At 45.4% G+C, this 19,083-nt stretch carries 19 protein-coding genes and 1 pseudogene; 16 read left to right on the forward strand and 4 right to left on the reverse strand.

The window, feature by feature from the left end:
* The first annotated feature begins 208 nt into the window (after positions 1-208).
* Complete coding sequence (locus tag XZ46_RS13035; RefSeq protein ID WP_008050956.1) at positions 209-1,222, forward strand: type I glyceraldehyde-3-phosphate dehydrogenase; 1,014 nt, start codon at positions 209-211, stop codon at positions 1,220-1,222.
* Between the two features lie 27 nt (positions 1,223-1,249).
* On the opposite strand, the gene thiL is transcribed toward XZ46_RS13035, so the two are convergent.
* The 3 genes from thiL to XZ46_RS35395 form a co-directional block, all read right to left on the reverse strand.
* Entirely contained in the window at positions 1,250-2,242 is a 993-nt protein-coding gene (thiL, locus tag XZ46_RS13040) for a thiamine-phosphate kinase (protein WP_008050957.1), read from the reverse strand.
* 29 nt (positions 2,243-2,271) lie between these two features.
* Positions 2,272-3,747: an isochorismate synthase gene (locus XZ46_RS13045; RefSeq protein ID WP_006669574.1), complete on the reverse strand. Its 1,476-nt coding sequence runs from the start codon at positions 3,745-3,747 to the stop codon at positions 2,272-2,274.
* A 164-nt stretch (positions 3,748-3,911) separates the two neighbouring features.
* A complete protein-coding gene (locus XZ46_RS35395; protein WP_006625487.1) occupies positions 3,912-4,067 on the reverse strand; it encodes a hypothetical protein in 156 nt (51 codons plus the stop codon).
* Here XZ46_RS35395 and XZ46_RS13050 point away from each other — a divergent pair.
* Positions 4,066-5,445 carry a cytochrome P450 gene (locus tag XZ46_RS13050; protein WP_008050961.1) on the forward strand — a complete coding sequence of 460 codons (1,380 nt, stop codon included), beginning with the start codon at positions 4,066-4,068 and terminating at the stop codon, positions 5,443-5,445. The two genes, XZ46_RS35395 and XZ46_RS13050, sit on opposite strands and share 2 nt — an antisense overlap.
* A 36-nt stretch (positions 5,446-5,481) precedes the next feature.
* On the forward strand, positions 5,482-6,378 hold the full coding sequence (menA, locus tag XZ46_RS13055) for a 2-carboxy-1,4-naphthoquinone phytyltransferase (RefSeq protein ID WP_048895422.1): 897 nt from the start codon (positions 5,482-5,484) through the stop codon (positions 6,376-6,378).
* 1,306 nt (positions 6,379-7,684) lie between these two features.
* Here the strand turns inward: menA and XZ46_RS13065 are convergent.
* Positions 7,685-8,236, reverse strand: a complete 552-nt coding sequence (locus XZ46_RS13065) for an REP-associated tyrosine transposase (RefSeq protein ID WP_008054460.1) — start codon at positions 8,234-8,236, stop codon at positions 7,685-7,687.
* A 1,889-nt stretch (positions 8,237-10,125) separates the two neighbouring features.
* Between XZ46_RS13065 and XZ46_RS13070 the strand changes: the two genes are divergently transcribed.
* The 13 genes and pseudogenes from XZ46_RS13070 (at position 10,126) to XZ46_RS13125 (ending at position 18,813) form a co-directional block, all read left to right on the forward strand.
* A complete protein-coding gene (locus XZ46_RS13070; RefSeq protein ID WP_006625473.1) occupies positions 10,126-10,503 on the forward strand; it encodes a restriction endonuclease subunit S in 378 nt (125 codons plus the stop codon).
* Positions 10,504-10,570: 67 nt separating this feature from the next.
* Entirely contained in the window at positions 10,571-10,912 is a 342-nt protein-coding gene (locus XZ46_RS13075; protein WP_006669569.1) for a type IV toxin-antitoxin system AbiEi family antitoxin domain-containing protein, read from the forward strand.
* A gap of 9 nt (positions 10,913-10,921) precedes the next feature.
* Complete coding sequence (locus tag XZ46_RS13080) at positions 10,922-11,173, forward strand: type IV toxin-antitoxin system AbiEi family antitoxin domain-containing protein (RefSeq protein WP_008052894.1); 252 nt, start codon at positions 10,922-10,924, stop codon at positions 11,171-11,173.
* Between the two features lie 210 nt (positions 11,174-11,383).
* On the forward strand, positions 11,384-12,862 hold the full coding sequence (locus XZ46_RS36040) for a type I restriction endonuclease subunit R (protein ID WP_008050970.1): 1,479 nt from the start codon (positions 11,384-11,386) through the stop codon (positions 12,860-12,862).
* Positions 12,863-12,868: 6 nt separating this feature from the next.
* Positions 12,869-13,399: a type I restriction enzyme subunit R domain-containing protein gene (locus XZ46_RS36045; RefSeq protein ID WP_006625468.1), complete on the forward strand. Its 531-nt coding sequence runs from the start codon at positions 12,869-12,871 to the stop codon at positions 13,397-13,399.
* A complete protein-coding gene (locus XZ46_RS36050; RefSeq protein WP_048895080.1) occupies positions 13,347-14,477 on the forward strand; it encodes an HsdR family type I site-specific deoxyribonuclease in 1,131 nt (376 codons plus the stop codon). The genes XZ46_RS36045 and XZ46_RS36050 overlap by 53 nt, the downstream gene beginning before the upstream one ends.
* Entirely contained in the window at positions 14,464-15,192 is a 729-nt protein-coding gene (locus XZ46_RS13100; protein ID WP_006625466.1) for a M48 family metallopeptidase, read from the forward strand. Before XZ46_RS36050 ends, XZ46_RS13100 begins: the two co-directional genes overlap by 14 nt.
* Before the next feature lie 1,265 nt (positions 15,193-16,457).
* Positions 16,458-16,682, forward strand: coding sequence for a reverse transcriptase N-terminal domain-containing protein (locus XZ46_RS38555; protein WP_006669564.1), 225 nt, complete (start codon positions 16,458-16,460; stop codon positions 16,680-16,682).
* Between the two features lie 21 nt (positions 16,683-16,703).
* A pseudogene (locus XZ46_RS38560) lies at positions 16,704-16,987 on the forward strand (hypothetical protein).
* A gap of 179 nt (positions 16,988-17,166) precedes the next feature.
* A complete protein-coding gene (locus XZ46_RS38565; protein WP_006625465.1) occupies positions 17,167-17,502 on the forward strand; it encodes a reverse transcriptase/maturase family protein in 336 nt (111 codons plus the stop codon).
* A 216-nt stretch (positions 17,503-17,718) separates the two neighbouring features.
* Complete coding sequence (locus tag XZ46_RS38570; RefSeq protein WP_006625463.1) at positions 17,719-17,883, forward strand: group II intron maturase-specific domain-containing protein; 165 nt, start codon at positions 17,719-17,721, stop codon at positions 17,881-17,883.
* Positions 17,884-18,156: 273 nt separating this feature from the next.
* The gene (locus XZ46_RS38575; RefSeq protein WP_006669562.1) at positions 18,157-18,474 is read left to right on the forward strand and encodes an HNH endonuclease; all 318 of its coding nucleotides are present in this window, start codon (positions 18,157-18,159) and stop codon (positions 18,472-18,474) included.
* A gap of 57 nt (positions 18,475-18,531) precedes the next feature.
* Positions 18,532-18,813, forward strand: a complete 282-nt coding sequence (locus XZ46_RS13125) for a DUF3493 domain-containing protein (RefSeq protein ID WP_006625462.1) — start codon at positions 18,532-18,534, stop codon at positions 18,811-18,813.
* The last annotated feature ends 270 nt before the right edge of the window (positions 18,814-19,083 follow it).

The raw sequence follows: 19,083 nt of genomic DNA on the forward strand, positions 1-19,083 counted from the left end.
CCCAGATCAGCAATTTTGTCTGTACCAGCGGGGATCTAGGGGAATGGACGATTTGCTGTTAACTGACCAGGGACATCAAACCAAAAGTTTCGATACCTAAACTTCAGAAGAGGTCAGCCTTTAGGGTATGATTGGGGTCAAGATAAACTCACGTTATAGAAGGCGCAGGCCTTAGTTGGGCAATACTATCGTTAGGAGAAACAAGGTGATGAAAGTCGCAATCAACGGTTTTGGCAGGATCGGACGTAACTTTCTGCGTTGTTGGCTGACCAGAGGGGAAAATACTAATCTGGAAGTTACGGCTATCAATGACACTTCCGACCCCAGGATCAATGCTCATTTGCTGAAGTATGACTCAATGTTGGGGACTTTGCATGATGCCGATATCAAGGCTGATGAGAACTCCCTGATTGTCAATGGTAAGACGATTAAGTGCGTTTCTGACCGTAATCCTCTTAACCTCCCTTGGAGTGAATGGGGTATCGATCTGATCATTGAAGCGACAGGGGTATTTGTTACCGAAGAGGGAGCATCAAAGCATTTATCTGCTGGTGCGAAAAGGGTTCTGATTACTGCCCCTGGGAAAGGTAGTAATATTGGAACCTATGTAGTTGGTGTCAATGACCATAACTATGATCCCAATGCCCATGTTATTGTCAGTAATGCTAGTTGTACTACTAACTGTTTAGCCCCTGTGGTCAAGGTGTTGCAAGATAATTTCGGGATCATCAAAGGAACGATGACCACTACCCACAGTTACACTGGCGACCAGCGTTTGTTAGATGCTAGTCACCGGGATGTCCGACGGGCGCGGGCTGCTGCTCTGAATATTGTTCCTACCTCTACTGGTGCGGCTCAGGCTGTGGCTTTGGTGATTCCTGAACTGAAAGGTAAGCTGAATGGGATTGCTATGCGGGTTCCCACGCCTAACGTTTCTGTGGTGGACTTTGTGGCTCAGGTGGAGAAAACCACTTTCACCGAAGAAGTGAATAAGGCTCTCCAAGAAGCGGCAGAAGGACCGATGAAGGGAATTCTGGCTTATAGCGATCTGCCTCTGGTTTCTAGTGACTATCGCGGAAATAATGCTTCTTCTATTGTTGATGCTAGTTTGACAATGGTTATGGGCGGCGACTTGGTTAAAGTTGTGGCCTGGTATGACAACGAGTGGGGATACAGCCAACGGGTTGTAGACTTGGCGGAGATTGTGGCTAAACACTGGTAAGGGGACTCAGGGGGATTTTGGTTCAGATCAAAAGTGCTGAAATCCCTGTTTTTGGGTCAGGATAATTTCTGAGTTAGAGTGGGTAGCTGTAAGTAGGATGGTTTGGGTCTCTGTTGTGGTAACACCAATGATGGCACTTCCTGGGATGTGTTTGATCAGTTGTTGGGCGCGATCGCATGGTAGACATAAAACTAACTCAAAATCCTCGCCGCCATAGAGTACCCAATCAAGGACGGTCTCTGCTGGGGCTAGTTGGAAAAGGGAGTTAGAATGGGGCAGTTTTTGGGCTTCGATTCTGGCTCCCACTCCACTGGCTTGGCTGATCTGCACGATCGCATCAGCTAAACCATCGCTGCTGTCCATACCAGCAATAATTAGGTGAGGATCGCTATCCCATAGCTTTTGTAGAGTTGGTAATATATCTAGTCGCGGTTGCGGATACTGATGATGGTGTTGAAGCGATCGCTTTTCGGTTTCTGATAGGGATGCACCCAAATTCTCATTTAGCAGCAATTCTAGTCCGGCTCGGGAGTGACCATGAGCGCCGCTGACGATGATCGCCCATTCTGGTTGTGCTGTCGATCGCTTAATAATTCGTTGGGGCGAAACTGTACCAATAGCAGTAATTGAGATGGTATTGATAGGGGAGCGACAAATATCGCCGCCGATAATTGGGGTTTGGAATTGGTCTAAACATTCAGCCATCCCCTCATATAACTGTTCAACCCAGTTAATAGGTGTTTCTCCTCTCAACCCCAAAGCTACGGTAATTCCTAGGGGAGAGGCTCCCATGGCTGCCAGATCCGACAAATTAGCCGATACTGATCTCCATCCTACTGCTATGGCGGGGGTAGTGCGATCGCTAAAATGACAGCCTTCGACTAACATATCAGTTGTCACCACCAGGGACTGATCAGCAAGGGGACTGAGGACAGCGGCATCATCTCCCACTACTTCTAGGGGACAAAACCTTTTAACCATTGCTAATAACCCCTGTTCACCCAGATCTCGAATTTCCATAATGAGCAGTTAATCCAGCGATTTTTGTGTTATACTAAACCCCTGAGCAGAGCTTGTAGTTTAAGTTGAATTTCGGCTAATTCTTGCTCAGGTTCGGAGCCAGCGACTATTCCCGCCCCAGCGAACAGTCTAGCTCGATCGCTATCTATCAAAGCGGAACGAATACCTACGATAAATTCCCCATTACCATGATAGTCTACCCAACCCAAAGGAGCCGCATATAAGGAGCGGTCAAAGGTTTCGTATTGCCTAATTTGAGCGATCGCTACTTCGCAGGGAGTCCCGGCGGCGGCGGGGGTCGGGTGTAGTTTCGCCAATATATCTAAGAGGTGGATATCGGCGGATATGGGGGAGGTTATGGGGGTCCACAGGTGTTGAATATTGGATAACTGCATTAGTCTGGGTTTTGGCGATCGCTCTGGGGTCAAGCCTAGATGCAATAGACGTTCGATGATAAAATCGACTACGGCTTGATGTTCCCGTAGGTTTTTGTCACTGGAGAGGAGGCGGTGGGCGATTTCTGTATCTTCTGCTTGGGTTTCCCCACGGGGGGCAGAACCTGCCAGCGCATCGGTGCTACAATTACCTTGATTGACTGTAATTAGACGCTCTGGACTAGCACCGATAAAGTTTTTACCTTGGCTGTTTCCCGTGGAAAAAATGTAGCAGTCGGGATAAAGCGATCGCAAATTTGCCAGGGAATTGATGAGCCGAAAAGGTGTATCTGAGCAAATATCAAAGGCTTGGGATAGCACAACTTTACTGAGTTTTCCAGTAGAAATTAACCGCAAATTCTCCGATACAGAATGATGAAATTCCCCCACTTGTGGATTGATCCAAATAGTTTGCGGGTGTAATTTATTGGTGATTTCCGACTGTATTCTGCCACTTTGCAGACCATTAACCTTGTCGATTTTCCCCCATATAGAGGCAGTTACAGCCTCAATGTCCGATTTTTTGTCAACCAAAACATTGATTAACAAAGTATAGCGATCGCCTTTTTGATACAGTAGAATAGCTGGCAAAAATACCGTGGCGGCGGGGAACACCGGGCGGGAATGATAGTTATCTACATCCGGGTAATTCCTCAAATAATAATGTTCGGAATTGGATTGATAATTGTCCTGAAAAAAGGTGAAACTACAACAAAAAGCGGGCGCGGCTAAATTAGACTCCGATCCAGCGATAATCGTTCGGCGAAACCAAGCATCGATAAACTCTTGAGATTTGGCGAATCTTTCCCCGTTGTTAATAGTTAATTTTACCGCAGCATCCCCGCCGACGATCGCCTGTTTTGACTGAGCTTTTTCAAAATAAAAATGTGGCTTATCTTCCGTTAAGAATGCTTCCAGAAACCGGAGAGGGTCAACCGCATCAATTTCCCGAACAATACTAATAATTTGAGGGTCAGAATTGACAAGGCAATTTTGCTGGCACTCACACAGAAAGCGATGCAGTTCCCGGCGGTCTTGCCAAAGCAATTGGGGAGGAGGTACAGCCAGCATAGAATAGAATAACAGATCAATATAGGGATGTTACCAAGAAAACAGCCTTTGCGCCCAGAAGGTCAGTTATGAGAGCAATATACAACACTGACTGATATTGGTTCAAGACTTGGGAGGCTTGACCTAGCCGACAATTGGGAAAAATCAGTTCGGGAATTATGCCACTAGGCTGTAGAAAAGGCAATATTAGCGATCGCCACTGGGTGGTCTGTGGTAATAAACCTTAACAAATCCGGCCCTAGGAGAGGGTCAGAGGGGGATAAGGCGGTGGTATTATGGATTGACCCACCACTGAATTGGCTGCATTCGACTATACTCATGAAACTGCCTGATGGCCCTAGATTAATGTCCCCCCTGCAAATTTTGCAGCTTGTTATTGATCCTCCCAAATACCTAGAAAACTGTGCCGATAAATATGGCGATCGCTTTACTCTGCGGGTTTTGGGTAACAACTCGCCGCCGGTGGTTTTTTTTAGTCATCCAGAGGCGATCGAGGCAATTTTTGCAGGTTCTGAGGGTCTGTGTCCGGCTGATCAACTAGAATTAGGACGCATTACCCATGTATTTGAACCCCTGACCGGGCCACAGTCTTTAATTGCTAAAGACGGGTCGGAACACCAACGTTTGAGACAGTTGTTAATGCCACCCCTACACGGGAAGCAACTACCCCGCTATGGTGAGGCGATCGCCAATATTGCCCACTCCGTGACTGAAAACTGGTCTGTTGGCGATTGTATCTCTATCCGCCAGTATACCGCCAGAATGTCCCTACAAACCATTTTGCAGGTAGTTTTGGGGTTGGGTCCCGGTTATTTGTATGACCAACTGCAACAGACCCTAGAAACCTATTTAGAATGGGTGAATTCCCCCCTCAACTCCCTACAGTTTTTTTGGCCGGCTTTACAGCAAGATCTGGGTGCGGCGAGTCCCTGGGGCAAATTTCTCCGACAGCGACAACAAATTGATGATCTGATTTATACTGTCATAGCCGATCGCCGCCGGGAAGCCACAGGGGAAGATGTCCTATCTTTGCTAATTTCCGCCAGGGACGAAAACGGCGAGGGTATGAGCGATCGCGAATTGCGTGATCAGATTATCACCCTATTGTTGCTAGGTTATGATACCACTGCCTCAGCCACCGCTTGGGTGTTTTATTTAATTCATCAATTCCCCCACATTAGAGATCAACTTGTCGCCGAATTGCAGACCCTCGGAAGTGATAGCGACCCGACGCAGGCGGTGCAACTTCCCTATTTAACAGCAGTTTGTCGGGAGGCTTTGCGTCTGCACCCTATTGCTTTAATTTCTCAGCCTCGTGTGGTGCGTGAGTCTGTGACTATTCGCGGCGATCGCTTTGAACCTGGTACTATCTTAGTGCCGTGTATTCACCTAGCACATATGCGATCGCCAACCTACCCAGAACCCAAAAAATTTCGACCAGAGAGATTTTTGGAACGTCGATTTTCCCCCTATGAATATTTCCCCTTTGGTGGAGGTTCTCGCAGTTGTATCGGCATGGCATTATCTCTATTTGAGATTAAAATCATCTTGGCGATCGTCCTCAGCCGTTGTCAATTTTCCCTCGCCGATTTGGGTCCCGTGCGTCCCGTGCGCCGAGGGATTACCATTGTGCCGTCGGATAACTTTAAACTAATTGTAGAAAATATCCGATCCTCCCCCATTCTCTCCCTGGTTTAAACTAGATTTTTGCCGACCATCTTCACTTAATAAATGATGACTACAAAACTGATTGCTGATTCCAATTCAAAACTTTGGTTGGCTGCCATTAAGCCACCCATGTACAGCGTCGCTATTATGCCTATTTGGGTCGGAACTGCCCTCGCCAAGTCACAGACTGGTTTAATAAATTGGGGCGTGTTTATGGCTTTCCTAACCGCCGCTATTTTAATCTTAGCTTGGGAAAACCTACTTAATGATGTCTTTGATTCCGAGACTGGCATCGATAAAAATAAACATCATTCTCTCGTGAATTTAACCGGGAATAAAGCCCTAATTTTAACCATTGGTAATCTGTGCCTGTTAGTGGCGATCGCCCAAATTATGTTAATCTGTTGGTGGCAGCAAGATTTAACCGTTTTGGGGTTAATCATCCTCTCCTGTTTTTTAGGGTATCTTTACCAGGGGCCGCCTTTCCGTCTCGGTTATCAAGGCTTGGGGGAATTTCTCTGCTTTTTTGCCTTCGGACCGGTAGGAATGTCCGCCGTTTATTATAGTCAAACCCAAACCTGGTCACTGCTGAATTTAGCCGTCTCCCTTATAGTCGGAATAGCCACCAGCTTAATATTATTTTGTTCCCATTTTCACCAAGTAGAAGATGATATCGCCGCCGGAAAGCGATCGCCTATTGTCCGCTTAGGGACCCAACGCGGCGCGCAAATTTTACCCTGGTTTTGTGGTAGTATTTTCGGATTAACCCTAATTGGAGTCCTCGGCGGATTTTTCCCAATTTGGACTTTGTTAAGTTTTGCCGGAGTTTTCCCAGCCATTCAATTATGTCGCCATGTCCGAGAATATCATCATCAACCCCAACAGGTTAGCAATTGCAAATTCATCGCCGTTTCCGTTCACTTTTGGACTTGCTTCTTATTAGGCTTTGGGTTTATAATTTAGGCATACAGAAACATTGTAGGGTGCGTTAGGCGCTTTGGAAAACGGGAATCCAACTCAAGCAATTTCATCAGCGCCGTAACGCACCAATTCCCTCCCGTAGGGTGCGTTAGGCGCTTTGGAAAACGGCAATTAAACTCAAGCAATTTCATCAGCGCCGTAACGCACCAATTCCCTCCCGTAGGGTGCGTTAGGCGCCTTGGAAAACGGCAATTAAACTCAAGCAATTTCATCAGCGCCGTAACGCACCAATTCCCTCCCGTAGGGTGCGTTAGGCGCTTTTTCCAATGGGAATCCAACTCAAGCAATTTCATCAGCGCCGTAACGCACCAATTCCCTCCCGTAGGGTGCGTTAGGCGCTTTTTCCAATGGGAATCCAACTCAAGCAATTTCATCAGCGCCGTAACGCACCAATTCCCTCCCGTAGGGTGCGTTAGGCGCTTTTTCCAATGGGAATCCAACTCAAGCAATTTCATCAGCGCCGTAACGCACCAATTCCCTCCCGTAGGGTGCGTTAGGCGCTTTTTCCAATGGGAATCCAACTCAAGCAATTTCATCAGCGCCGTAACGCACCAATTCCCTCCCGTAGGGTGCGTTAGGCGCTTTTTCCAATGGGAATCCAACTCAAGCAATTTCATCAGCGCCGTAACGCACCAATTCCCTCCCGTAGGGTGCGTTAGGCGCTTTTTCCAATGGGAATCCAACTCAAGCAATTTCATCAGCGCCGTAACGCACCAATTCCCTCCCGTAGGGTGCGTTAGGCGCTTTTTCCAATGGGAATCCAACTCAAGCAATTTCATCAGCGCCGTAACGCACCAATTCCCTCCCGTAGGGTGCGTTAGGCGCTTTTTCCAACGGGAATCCAACTCAAGCAATTTCATCAGCGCCGTAACGCACCAATTCCCTCCCGTAGGGTGCGTTAGGCGCTTTTTCCAACGGGAATCCAACTCAAGCAATTTCATCAGCGCCGTAACGCACCAATTCCCTCCCGTAGGGTGCGTTAGGCGCTTTTTCCAATGGGAATCCAACTCAAGCAATTTCATCAGCGCCGTAACGCACCAATTCCCTCCCGTAGGGTGCGTTAGGCGCTTTTTCCAACGGGAATCCAACTCAAGCAATTTCATCAGCGCCGTAACGCACCAATTCCCTCCCGTAGGGTGCGTTAGGCGCTTTTTCCAACGGGAATCCAACTCAAGCAATTTCATCAGCGCCGTAACGCACCAATTCCCTCCCGTAGGGTGTGTTAGGCGCTTTTTCCCATGAGAATTAAACTCAAGCAATTTCAGCAGCGCCGTAACGCACCAAAACCTTACTCTCCACCAATACCCTCCTTCATGACAATCTCCTCATTCTCCCCCCAATCAGAAGGATAAACCCCATGATGAATAAAACGGTGAATCGTCGACAACTGCCAATCTCGTGGCGATTTAGATAACCCATGTTTCACCGGATTATAATGAATATAATCACAATGGGATGCAAAATCTTGTTCATCTCGAATTAAATGCTCCCAAAACCGCCTTTGCCACAGATTACTTTCTAAGCGCTTTTGACGAGAAATTGAAACTCCTTGTTCAACAGAAATTTCTTGCTTATAATGTTTAGTAACGTAAGTTTTAATTAGTCGTAAACGCATTGAGAAATCATCCTCATTATCAGGCAAAGTTAAAATACAATGAAAATGTTCTGGGAGTAAAACAAAAGCATCAATGAAAAAGGGATGTTTTATACTGACATGAAGGATGGCTTCTCGCAATGCTTTCCTTCCCGCAGGGGTACAAAGCCAAGGGATTCTTTGATAGGTGACTTGTGTAATAAAATAAGTTGCACCTGCACATTGAGGTCTTCGATAATTGGGCATAACAATTATTAAAAAATATCCTGTAAGGTGCGTTAGTGGGGGACTAAATGAGAATTAAAACATTTAACTGTTATTCCTGCGTAACGCACCGAAATCCTCAATTTTTGGGGATGGTGTGTTACGGCACTTATCATATTGATGGGATTTGATTCAATATTCAATCTATGTGCCTAACGCACCCTACGGGAACTTATAATATACCCAAATCTGGGAATTGGTGCGTTACTACTTCATGGATACGCTCAACTCCCACGATGGTGCGTTACGGCACTTATCATATTGGTGGGATTTGATTCAATATTCAATCTATGTGCCTAACGCACCCTACGGGAACTTATAATATACCCAAATCTGGGAATTGGTGCGTTACTACTTCATGGATACGCTCAACTCCCACGATGGTGCGTTACGGCACTTATCATATTGGTGGGATTTGATTCAATATTCAATCTATGTGCCTAACGCACCCTACGGGAACTTATAATATACCCAAATCTGGGAATTGGTGCGTTACTACTTCATGGATACGCTCAACTCCCACGATGGTGCGTTACGGCACTTATCATATTGGTGGGATTTGATTCAATATTCAATCTATGTGCCTAACGCACCCTACCGGAACTGCCTAACGCACCGAAATCCTCAATTTGTGGGGATGGTGCGTTACGGCACTTATCATATTGGTGGGATTTGATTCAATATTCAATCTATGTGCCTAACGCACCCTACGGGAACTACTTCATGGATACGCTCAACTCCCACGATGGTGCGTTACGGCACTTATCATATTGGTGGGATTTGATTCAATATTCAATCTATGTGCCTAACGCACCCTACGGGAACTACTTCATGGATACGCTCAACTCCCACGATGGTGCGTTACGGCACTTATCATATTGGTGGGATTTGATTCAATATTCAATCTATGTGCCTAACGCACCCTACGGGAACTACTTCATGGATACGCTCAACTCCCACGATGGTGCGTTACGGCACTTATCATATTGGTGGGATTTGATTCAATATTCAATCTATGTGCCTAACGCACCCTACGGGAACTACTTCATGGATACGCTCAACTCCCACGATGGTGCGTTACGGCACTTATCATATTGGTGGGATTTGATTCAATATTCAATCTATGTGCCTAACGCACCCTACGGGAACTACTTCATGGATACGCTCAACTCCCACGATGGTGCGTTACGGCACTTATCATATTGGTGGGATTTGATTCAATATTCAATCTATGTGCCTAACGCACCCTACGGGAACTGCCTAACGCACCGAAATCCTCAATTTGTGGGGATGGTGCGTTACGGCACTTATCATATTGGTGGGATTTGATTCAATATTCAATCTATGTGCCTAACGCACCCTACGGGAACTACTTCATGGATACGCTCAACTCCCACGATGGTGCGTTACGGCACTTATCATATTGGTGGGATTTGATTCAATATTCAATCTATGTGCCTAACGCACCCTACGGGAACTACTTCATGGATACGCTCAACTCCCACGATGGTGCGTTACGGCACTTATCATATTGGTGGGATTTGATTCAATATTCAATCTATGTGCCTAACGCACCCTACGGGAACTACTTCATGGATACGCTCAACTCCCACGATGGTGCGTTACGGCACTTATCATATTGGTGGGATTTGATTCAATATTCAATCTATGTGCCTAACGCACCGAAATCCTCAATTTGTGGGGATGGTGCGTTACGGCACTTATCATATTGGTGGGATTTGATTCAATATTCAATCTATGTGCCTAACGCACCCTACGGGAACTGCCTAACGCACCGAAATCCTCAATTTGTGGGGATGGTGCGTTACGGCACTTATCATATTGGTGGGATTTGATTCAATATTCAATCTATGTGCCTAACGCACCCTACGGGAACTGCTGGATCACTTCTAAATCAGAATGCAATAATTATTCGATCCAAAAATTTTAGCCAGGAAACTCAATTTTTTTTGTATAATAGTTTAAAAAAGCCTGAATATATAAATCATATCGAGAAAATATTTAGAGGCAATGCAAATCAAGCAAATATAACCGTTAAAGAATTGCTGGAATTTACAGTTGCAATCCCACCCCTTGCGGAACAAAAAGCGATCGCCTCTGTCCTGTCATATATGGATAAAGAAATAGCAGCGTTAGAAAAACGTCGCGCCAAAACCGAATGGATAAAAAAGGGAATGATGCAGGAATTGTTAACCGGGAGAAAGCGGTTAATTGTTAATGATATATGATAAAATGTAGGTACTTGTTTGTAAATACCTGCACTTTATCACAAATTGCCTTGTATCTTAACTTAAAATGTCACCATCAAACCGCAAAATCGTGCTAAAAATAGCACTAAAAAAGGGAGTTATTTGCGCCAAAGACCTAGCCAAACAGGGAATTCATCGCCAATCGCTTAAACGACTGGAAGAACAAAGCCTTTTGATTCGCTCTGGACGCGGAATATATACTTATCCGAAAGCAGACATCACCGAAAACCATAGCCTTGTTGAAGCCACTCAGCGAGTCCCTAAAGGAACTATTTGCTTGTTGTCTGCGTTGAGTTTTCATAAAATCACCACCCAAAATCCCTGGGAAATTTGGTTAGCTATTCCTCAAAAATCACGTCATCCGCAAGAGAAACTTTTGCCACTGTGAATTGTTGATATGTCCGGTTCATCTCTAATCGAAGGAGTCGAAAATCATCAAATAGAAGGATGTAACGTCCCTATTTATAGCATGCCTAAAACAGTAGTAGATTGCTTTAAATTTCGCCATAAAATAGGCTTAGATATTGCCCTAGAAGCCTTGCGAGAATGTTGGCAACAACAACGCTGCTCAATGGATGAACTCTGGTATTATGCTAAAGTTTGCAGAATGCGGAATGTAATGCGACCTTACTTAGAAAGTTTGACATGAACCCAAATAAACCTCAATTTATTCGCGCTCAATTGCTGAATATATCCAAACGACAGCAACCCATAGCAGGAAATTATGGCAGATATAGCTAGTCCTAATGAGACGTGAACTCTGGGCTATTGTCCTATCTGGATTGTAGGCGAACATTTTTTGCACGGACTCAGGTAGGTTGGCTATATTTACTCAAAATTACCACCCAAGGACAAAATTATGATTAAAGTTGGACAACTGGAAAGACTCACCCAAAACCGAGTGATTAAACTGTTTCAAAATCACCTGGTTTATACCTATCTGGGAAACTGGAAAGACCGAGAAAATAACCGCAATATTGAAGCGGAATATTTAACCCAATGGCTCACCGGGCGAGGCGTTGAGGAAACCCTAATTAATAAAACTATCAGAGAACTGGATAAAGCCGCAGCCTTGGCAGAAAACCAAAACCTTTATGATGCTAATAAGGCCGTTTATCGCCTGCTGCGTTATGGGGTGAAGGTGAAACGGGGGGCGGGTGAACAAACTCAAACCGTGTGGCTGATTGATTGGGAAAATCCCCCAAAAAATCGCTTTTATGTGGTGGAAGAAGTGACCATAAAAGGCAACCATACCAAACGCCCGGATATCGTCCTCTATATTAATGGTATTGCTGTGGCGGTTTTAGAACTCAAACGTTCGACGGTTTCCGTGGCTGAAGGTATCCGCCAAAACCTGGATAATCAAAAAAGGGAATTTATCCGCCCGTTTTTGACGACGCTTCAGTTAATTATGGCGGGAAATGATAGCCAAGGACTGCGCTACGGGACTATCGAAACGCGGGAAAAATATTATCTGGAATGGAAAGAAGAGGAGGGGGAAGTTGATGGGTTTGACAGTCCCCTAGATTGGCATCTGAGCCTACTGTGTGCCAAAAGCCGCCTCCTGGAAATTATCCACGATTTTATCATATTTGATGCGGGGATTAAAAAAACCTGCCGCCATAACCAATATTTCGGGATTAAAGCCGCTCAGAAGTTTATCGGAGAGGGTCTGGGTGGCATTATCTGGCATACTCAAGGGTCGGGAAAAAGTCTAACTATGGTGTGGCTGGCAAAATGGATTCGCGAAAATCAAAGGGATGCTAGGGTTTTAATTATAAGCGATCGCACTGAACTCGACGAACAGATTAACAGCATTTTTAAAGGAGTAGATGAGGATATTGACCGCACGGAAAGCAGCGCCGACCTAATCGCCAAACTGAACGAAACCCAACCCTGGTTAATGTGTTCCCTAATTCACAAATTCGGCAACCATTCCCAAGATACGACTCAGGAATTTATCGACAGTCTCCAGCAACTCCCCAGCAACTTTTCCGCCAAGGGAAACATATTTGTATTTGTAGATGAATGTCACCGCACCCAGTCGGGAAAACTCCATAGCGCCATGAAGCAAATTATCCCGGATGGTTTATTTATTGGCTTTACGGGGACCCCCCTCCTCAAAGAAGATAAACAGCGCAGTATGGAAGTATTTGGGGACTATATCCACACCTACAAATTTAACGAAGCGGTGAGAGATGGGGTTGTGCTAGATTTACGTTATGAGGCGCGCGACATTGACCAAACTTTAACCAGTCCCCAGAAAATTGACCAGTGGTTTGAGGCGAAAACTCGCGGCTTATCGGAGTTGGCTAAAACTGAACTTAAAAAGAAATGAGGGACGATGCAAAAACTCCTCTCGAGTAGGTCTCGCCTGGAAGAAATTGTTAACGATATTCTCCTCGACATGGAAACGAAACCCCGGTTAATGGACGGACGGGGTAACGCGATGCTGGTCTGTAGTAGCATTTATCAAGCCTGTAAAACTTACGAACTTTTCAGCCAAACGGATTTTCAGGGTAAATGCGCGATTATCACCAGTTATAAACCTTCCCCGGCGGATATTAAAGGGGAGGAAACGGGGGAGGGACTGACGGAAAAACTCCACCAGTATGAGATTTATCGGCGAATGTTGGCGGACTATTTTAAGCAGTCGGAAGATGTGGCAATGTATCGGGTGGGGGAATTTGAACAGGAGGTTAAACGGCGCTTTATTACGGAACCGGGACAAATGCGCCTGTTAATTGTGGTGGATAAGCTGCTGACGGGATTTGATGCACCCCCGGCGACTTATCTCTATATTGATAAAACTATGCGAGATCATGGCTTATTTCAGGCTATTTGTCGGGTTAACCGCCTTGATGGAGAAGATTAAGGAATATGGCTATATTGTGGATTATAAGGACCTGTTTCGGCAACTACAGGGGGCCGTTACAGATTACACCAGTGGGGCGTTTGATGGCTATGAGGCGGCGGACGTGGCGGGGTTATTGTGCGATCGCCTTTCTAAAGGGTGCGATCGCCTAGAAACCACCTTAGAAGCTGTCCGCGCCCTCTGTGAACCCGTCCCGCGTCCCCGTGAGAGTGCCGACTATCGCCATTATTTTTGTACCCCAGACACCAGAGATCAAAAAGCGATCGCCGCTAATGAACCGAAACGGGTCGCCTTCTATCAAGCGGTTAACGCCCTCATTCGCGCCTACAGTAACCTGGCTAACGAAATGGAAGCCGCAGGCTACACCCCCCAGGAAGCGGAAACCATCAAAGCCGAAGTTAGACACTATAGCCAAATACGGGAGGAGGTAAAAATTGCCAGCGGGGACTATATCGATAGTAAAATCTATGAACCCGCCATGCGTCACCTCATGGATACCTATATCCGCGCTGAACCCAGTAACCTGGTGGCGGACTTTGAGGAGTTGGGACTGGTGCAGCTTATTGTTAATCAGGGTTTCCCGGTTTTGGAGAGTCTCCCGGAAGGCTTGAAACAAGATCATAAAGCGATCGCAGAGGCGATCGAGAATAATATCCGCAAAATTATCTTAGATGAGAGTCCGATCAACCCGAAATATTATGAGGAAATGTCGGAGTTATTGGATTCTTTGATTGAACAACGTCACCAGAAAGCCATCAGTTACCAAGAGTATTTGGAAGAGGTGAAACAACTCGCCAAACGAGTGACAGACCCCACCGGATCAGCCGTAGGAAATTATCCCCCTGCCCTCAATACCTCCGCCCTCCGTTCCCTCTACGATAACCTAGACAAAGATGAAGCCTTAGCCCTCAAGATTGATCAGGTCGTGATCACCACCAAAAAAGACAACTGGATTGGCAACCGTTTCAAAGAAATCGAGGTCAAAAATGCCCTTAATGCCGTCCTAGTTGATGCTAAAGTAGACCTACCCCTTAACCAACTCTTCGAGTTAATTAAACAGCAACATGACTACCAGTAAATCTCCCACAGATTACCAGATAACCATTGCTCAAATTCCCGTGCAAGTGATTCGCAAATCAATTAAAAATCTCCATATTGGAGTCTATCCCCCAGAGGGTCGGGTGCGGGTAGCTGCGCCGCTTCACTTCACTGATGATAATATCCGACTGGCGATTATCTCCCGTCTATCTTGGATTAAAAAACACCAGGCAAAATTCGCCGCCCAACCCCGTCAATCCCGGCGAGAAATGGTATCCGGCGAAACTCATTATATCTTCGGGAAACGCTACCGCTTAGAAGTCATAGAACGCCGAGGGAAACATGAACTTAAAATTCCCAATTCTCGGATAGTGCAATTATTCGTTAATCCCGGAACTTCTCGGGACAATCGCGCCCAAGTTTTAGCCGAATGGTATCGGCAACAACTCCAGGATATTATACCACAATTGCTGAATAAATGGCAACCCATTATCGGGGAAAATGTCACCGATTGGGGGATTAAGAAAATGCGGACTAAATGGGGGAGTTGTAATATCACTCAGCGTCGCATCTGGCTAAATTTAGAACTCGCAAAAAAGCCCATAGAGTGCTTGGAATATGTCGTAGTTCATGAGTTAGTGCATCTCTTGGAACGTTATCATAATGACCGTTTTCAGGCTTATATGGACGAGTATCTTCCCCCATGGCGACAATATCGAGATATTCTGAACCGGGAACCCTTAGAAGACTTCTAAATCTGCCGGAACCGGAGCATAATGACCATCAACGGTCAACTGAAAACCGTCATAGTTACCATCTTGATTAAAGTGCCACATAAAATCCGGGTCAAGACCGGGAGCATACCAGAGAATATCTGTTATTCCCGAACCATTAAAGTATCTGATGTTGACACTCCTCGTCCTGAAGTCCGAGGATTCTTGGGCTGAATCCTGCCTCCACTAACCTAAGTTAGTTTTGGTCTTACAGTTTCATGTCGTATCCGACTACACCTTTTACAGCAAGCACTCGCTATGGACTACTCCCACCGCGTAAATTCGGGTATGCCCTACCCTATTTAAGTTCTATTTTCACCCACAGAAGCCATATTCGTTGTTAGAGAGCAGTGAGGTATTGGGGCAACCTAATGGAAGGTTGGTGACACTAGCCTTTTGACAACGGTCAGTTCGCGTGCCACGACTACACATCTGATTTTCCGGTTATTTTAGTTTGAGCACAAAGTCGCCCTGAAGTGCAAGGTTTTAAACCCATTTCTCTGATAATGAGGCAACTGTTAAATTAAATAAGTAGTGCGAGACGTTTAGGAGTTAAATAAGGCTGCAATGCCTGAATTAACCTCCTAGTGGGACTTCCACCCCTTGGTGGAATATAAGGAACGCACTTCCTGACCATCCCCATAACTGTTTATATGTCCCAACAATTTGTATCATACGATACCAAATCCCGGCAGGGAACCCAAGGTCAACACAATCTGTAACAAACCGTAACAATTCCTAACATAACAGAAACGTTACGGAACAGAGATGAGGGTAACGGCGATAGCCACCCCCAGTTTTAGAAGTCATGACTCTAGGATTGAAGCGGGGAACGGAAGGCTCCAAGATACAACCTAGTATCGGAATCGAGTCCACTGCCAACCATCCATGATTAAGGAAACTGAATGTCCGGCGTGAACCACCGTAATTAATTAGTAGCGAAATAGGTTGATACGCTGCGCTCAAAAGAGCAAGGGGAAAAGTAGGAGGCTCCTACCACTACCTACAAAGACCTTTAAAGTACCCCGGTTCTGAGGACAAATCTAAAGATGGAAAGCCCATATAAACGGAACGTTTTAAGTCCTCCTGGACTCTGAGAGTATGGTCGATACCTCAGTAGTGATAAGTGTAAGCGCAAGTCCTAGAGGATGTGAGATGCGACCAGAAGCTAATGCCCTACTGTAACGGTCGGGATATGCCAACAGGTCACGGTTTGATTGCAAGAATAGAGTCAAGTAGGTGTATAAATGACGCAAGCGAGTTTAAAGAAAGGATTTGAGAAATCAAAGCCAATCAAGACTACGAATAACGTATGGAAAACTATCCCATGGCCTAAAGTTCAACGGAAAGTGTTTAAGCTCCAAAAGAGGATATTTCAAGCAGCTAAATCGGGACAGGACGCAAAAGCGAGAAGGTGGCAACGTCTATTGGTGAAGTCATATTACGCCCGGCTCTTAGCAGTGCGACTGTAGGGGCGGGTTCCACGGTCAGCCATGCTTCCCAACAGTCAGCTTAATGAACCCGCCCCTCTCAAGATAGTCAAGGAAAGAGGACGGCTGGAGTAGATGGAGTGATAGCAATATCCCCCAAACAAAGGTTAGACCTAACCGAGAAAATTCAAGGGAATCTCAAAGCAAAACCCTACATGGTCCGTTACCAGAAAGTTTTTCGTTTCTATGCCAAGTCTCTCAATGTAACGCACCCTACACGGGTTTGGATACCAAAACCTGGAAGGGATGAAAAAAGCTGGAATAGGAATACTCACAATCCAAGATAGAGCTAGGCAAGCCTTGGTTAAATCGGCACTTGAGCCTGAATGGGAATCAAGATTCGAAAGTACGAGCTATGGGTTCCGTCCAGGACGGTCTGCCCAAGATGCAATAGCGCGTATTTACCTAAGTATAAAACACGGAAGTTACTACGTTCTGGATGCGGATATAGCAAAATGCTCTTACCGTGAAGCATGATTACCTACTGTCAAAAATTCATTGTCCAAGTAGCCTAAAAAGAGACCTGAGAAAATGGCTCAAAGCGGGTGTACTAGATAACGGTGTATTTGAAGATACAGAAACCGGGACACCTCAAGGAGGGGTAATAAGTCCAATACTCGCCAACATCGCACTGGATGATATGGAAAGGCTAGTCAAAGAAATTTATCCTAATAAAGGGACGACTATTCAGGTCAACCTAATACGATATGTCGATGATTTTGTGGTCATCTCAAAAGACCTAGGAATCATCGAACAGTGCCAAACTGCTATTTCTGAATGGCTAAAACCTGTAGGATTATAAATTAAACCCGAAAAGACTCGTATCTGCCATACGCTCAATCACATTGAGTACAATGGAAAGATAGAGGAACCAGGGTTCGACTTTCTCGGTTTCAATATCAGGCAATACCCAACAGGAAAATATAAATCTGGAAAAACAGGAGGGGCAGCGAGCCGATTAATCGGACATCAAACCCACATTAAACCCAGTAAGAAAGCAGTTAAAGCCCACACAGAAGTGATTAAGGGTGTAATCAAACAATATAAAACCGCACCTCAATCATCCCTGATCAACAAACTAAACCCAATTATTCGGGGATGGTCAAATTACTACTCATGGGTAGTTTCAACTAAAACCTTCAATAAGCTAGACCAGACAGTCTGGCAAATGTTACGGGCATGAACAGGCTCAAGATGCGGAAAGGCAAGTTACGAAAAGCTCAGTAAATGTTTCAGACCGGGAACGGTCAAACTCAGTAACGGGAAAGAAAGGCATGAATCTTGGTTATTCAAAACCGAGGATGGATACCTACTATGGAAACATAACTGGACTCCAATTGTCCGACACACCCTAATACGCCCTGACGCAACACTTTATGACGGAAATTGGATTTACTGGGGAACCAAAAAAGGACAAGCAACCGACACGCCAAATAGGGTAGCAAAACTACTCAAAATGCCAAAAGGCAGGTGTGCCTGGCGTGGGTTATACTTTACCCCATCAGATTTAGTAGAAGTAGACCACATTGTACCTCAAAGCCTCGGCGGAAAGGACGTATACAAGAATCTTCAGCTATTACACCGCCACTGTCATCATGATCAAACGGCGCTAGACAACGCCAATGCTGCATCCTTAACAATGGAGCAATCTGCGCGTGCGTCACATCATGAAGTTTTTCGTGTCTATGCCAATTATCGGGATGTGGAAGCACCACTAGAGCCCTATGATGGGAAACTATCACCTACGGTTTTGAATGGGAGGGGGAAATGGTGACATCTCTCTCGACCCCTAATCCTAGAATACAGACATCAACTCAAAACTATATTAAATATGCCTAAGTCAAAAAGCGATCGCATTAATCCCAGAAATCTCGACCCAGAACTTTATGAGCGTCTGAAAGCAGAGTCCAAAGCACCCTATCGAGGACTGCGACAGTTTATATATGTATCCTTCGCCGCCTCTGGATTAATTGGGGCGGTAGTATTTTTGGCTCAACTCCTGTCAGGAAGGGATGTAGCGACCGCCTTACCCAACTTTGCGCTTCAGGTGGGGGTCGTAGCCTTAATGGTGTGGCTGTTTCGCCTGGAGCAGCGATCGCCCAAATCCAAGTAACAAAACTTCATGTCCCTAGACAAAAATACATATTGCGCAAACAACCGACAAAAAAATAAAGAAAATATTACGAAATTTGAAATTTGGTTATGATATCTGTAATAATAATAACATAAGCTCAATTGGGGTCAGCCCAAATAAAGGCCCTAAATATAAATACCCGTTTTCCTTCAATTGGGGTCAGCCATAGCAGGAACCAAGGACTAAAGCAGGTATTACCCCATAGTTGGGCTGCTGAGGCACTTGTTAACTCCTGTTTCTGATAAAGAC

The sequence above is a fragment of the Limnospira indica PCC 8005 genome, from assembly GCF_000973065.1.
Taxonomy (GTDB): Bacteria; Cyanobacteriota; Cyanobacteriia; order Cyanobacteriales; family Microcoleaceae; genus Limnospira; species Limnospira fusiformis.

Coding starts and splice junctions, on each gene's coding strand:
- XZ46_RS13100 (WP_006625466.1), top strand. CDS start 14,464: ATGACTACCAGTAAATCTCCCACAGATTACCAGATAACCATTGCTCAA.
- XZ46_RS13080 (WP_008052894.1), top strand. CDS start 10,922: ATGTCCGGTTCATCTCTAATCGAAGGAGTCGAAAATCATCAAATAGAA.
- menA (WP_048895422.1), top strand. CDS start 5,482: ATGACTACAAAACTGATTGCTGATTCCAATTCAAAACTTTGGTTGGCT.
- XZ46_RS13075 (WP_006669569.1), top strand. CDS start 10,571: ATGTCACCATCAAACCGCAAAATCGTGCTAAAAATAGCACTAAAAAAG.
- XZ46_RS36045 (WP_006625468.1), top strand. CDS start 12,869: ATGCAAAAACTCCTCTCGAGTAGGTCTCGCCTGGAAGAAATTGTTAAC.
- XZ46_RS13035 (WP_008050956.1), top strand. CDS start 209: ATGAAAGTCGCAATCAACGGTTTTGGCAGGATCGGACGTAACTTTCTG.
- XZ46_RS13050 (WP_008050961.1), top strand. CDS start 4,066: ATGAAACTGCCTGATGGCCCTAGATTAATGTCCCCCCTGCAAATTTTG.
- XZ46_RS36050 (WP_048895080.1), top strand. CDS start 13,347: ATGGCTTATTTCAGGCTATTTGTCGGGTTAACCGCCTTGATGGAGAAG.
- XZ46_RS13065 (WP_008054460.1), bottom strand. CDS start 8,236: ATGCCCAATTATCGAAGACCTCAATGTGCAGGTGCAACTTATTTTATT.
- XZ46_RS13070 (WP_006625473.1), top strand. CDS start 10,126: ATGTGCCTAACGCACCCTACGGGAACTGCTGGATCACTTCTAAATCAG.
- XZ46_RS38555 (WP_006669564.1), top strand. CDS start 16,458: ATGACGCAAGCGAGTTTAAAGAAAGGATTTGAGAAATCAAAGCCAATC.
- XZ46_RS36040 (WP_008050970.1), top strand. CDS start 11,384: ATGATTAAAGTTGGACAACTGGAAAGACTCACCCAAAACCGAGTGATT.
- XZ46_RS13125 (WP_006625462.1), top strand. CDS start 18,532: ATGCCTAAGTCAAAAAGCGATCGCATTAATCCCAGAAATCTCGACCCA.
- XZ46_RS13045 (WP_006669574.1), bottom strand. CDS start 3,747: ATGCTGGCTGTACCTCCTCCCCAATTGCTTTGGCAAGACCGCCGGGAA.
- XZ46_RS35395 (WP_006625487.1), bottom strand. CDS start 4,067: ATGAGTATAGTCGAATGCAGCCAATTCAGTGGTGGGTCAATCCATAAT.
- XZ46_RS38575 (WP_006669562.1), top strand. CDS start 18,157: ATGCCAAAAGGCAGGTGTGCCTGGCGTGGGTTATACTTTACCCCATCA.
- thiL (WP_008050957.1), bottom strand. CDS start 2,242: ATGGAAATTCGAGATCTGGGTGAACAGGGGTTATTAGCAATGGTTAAA.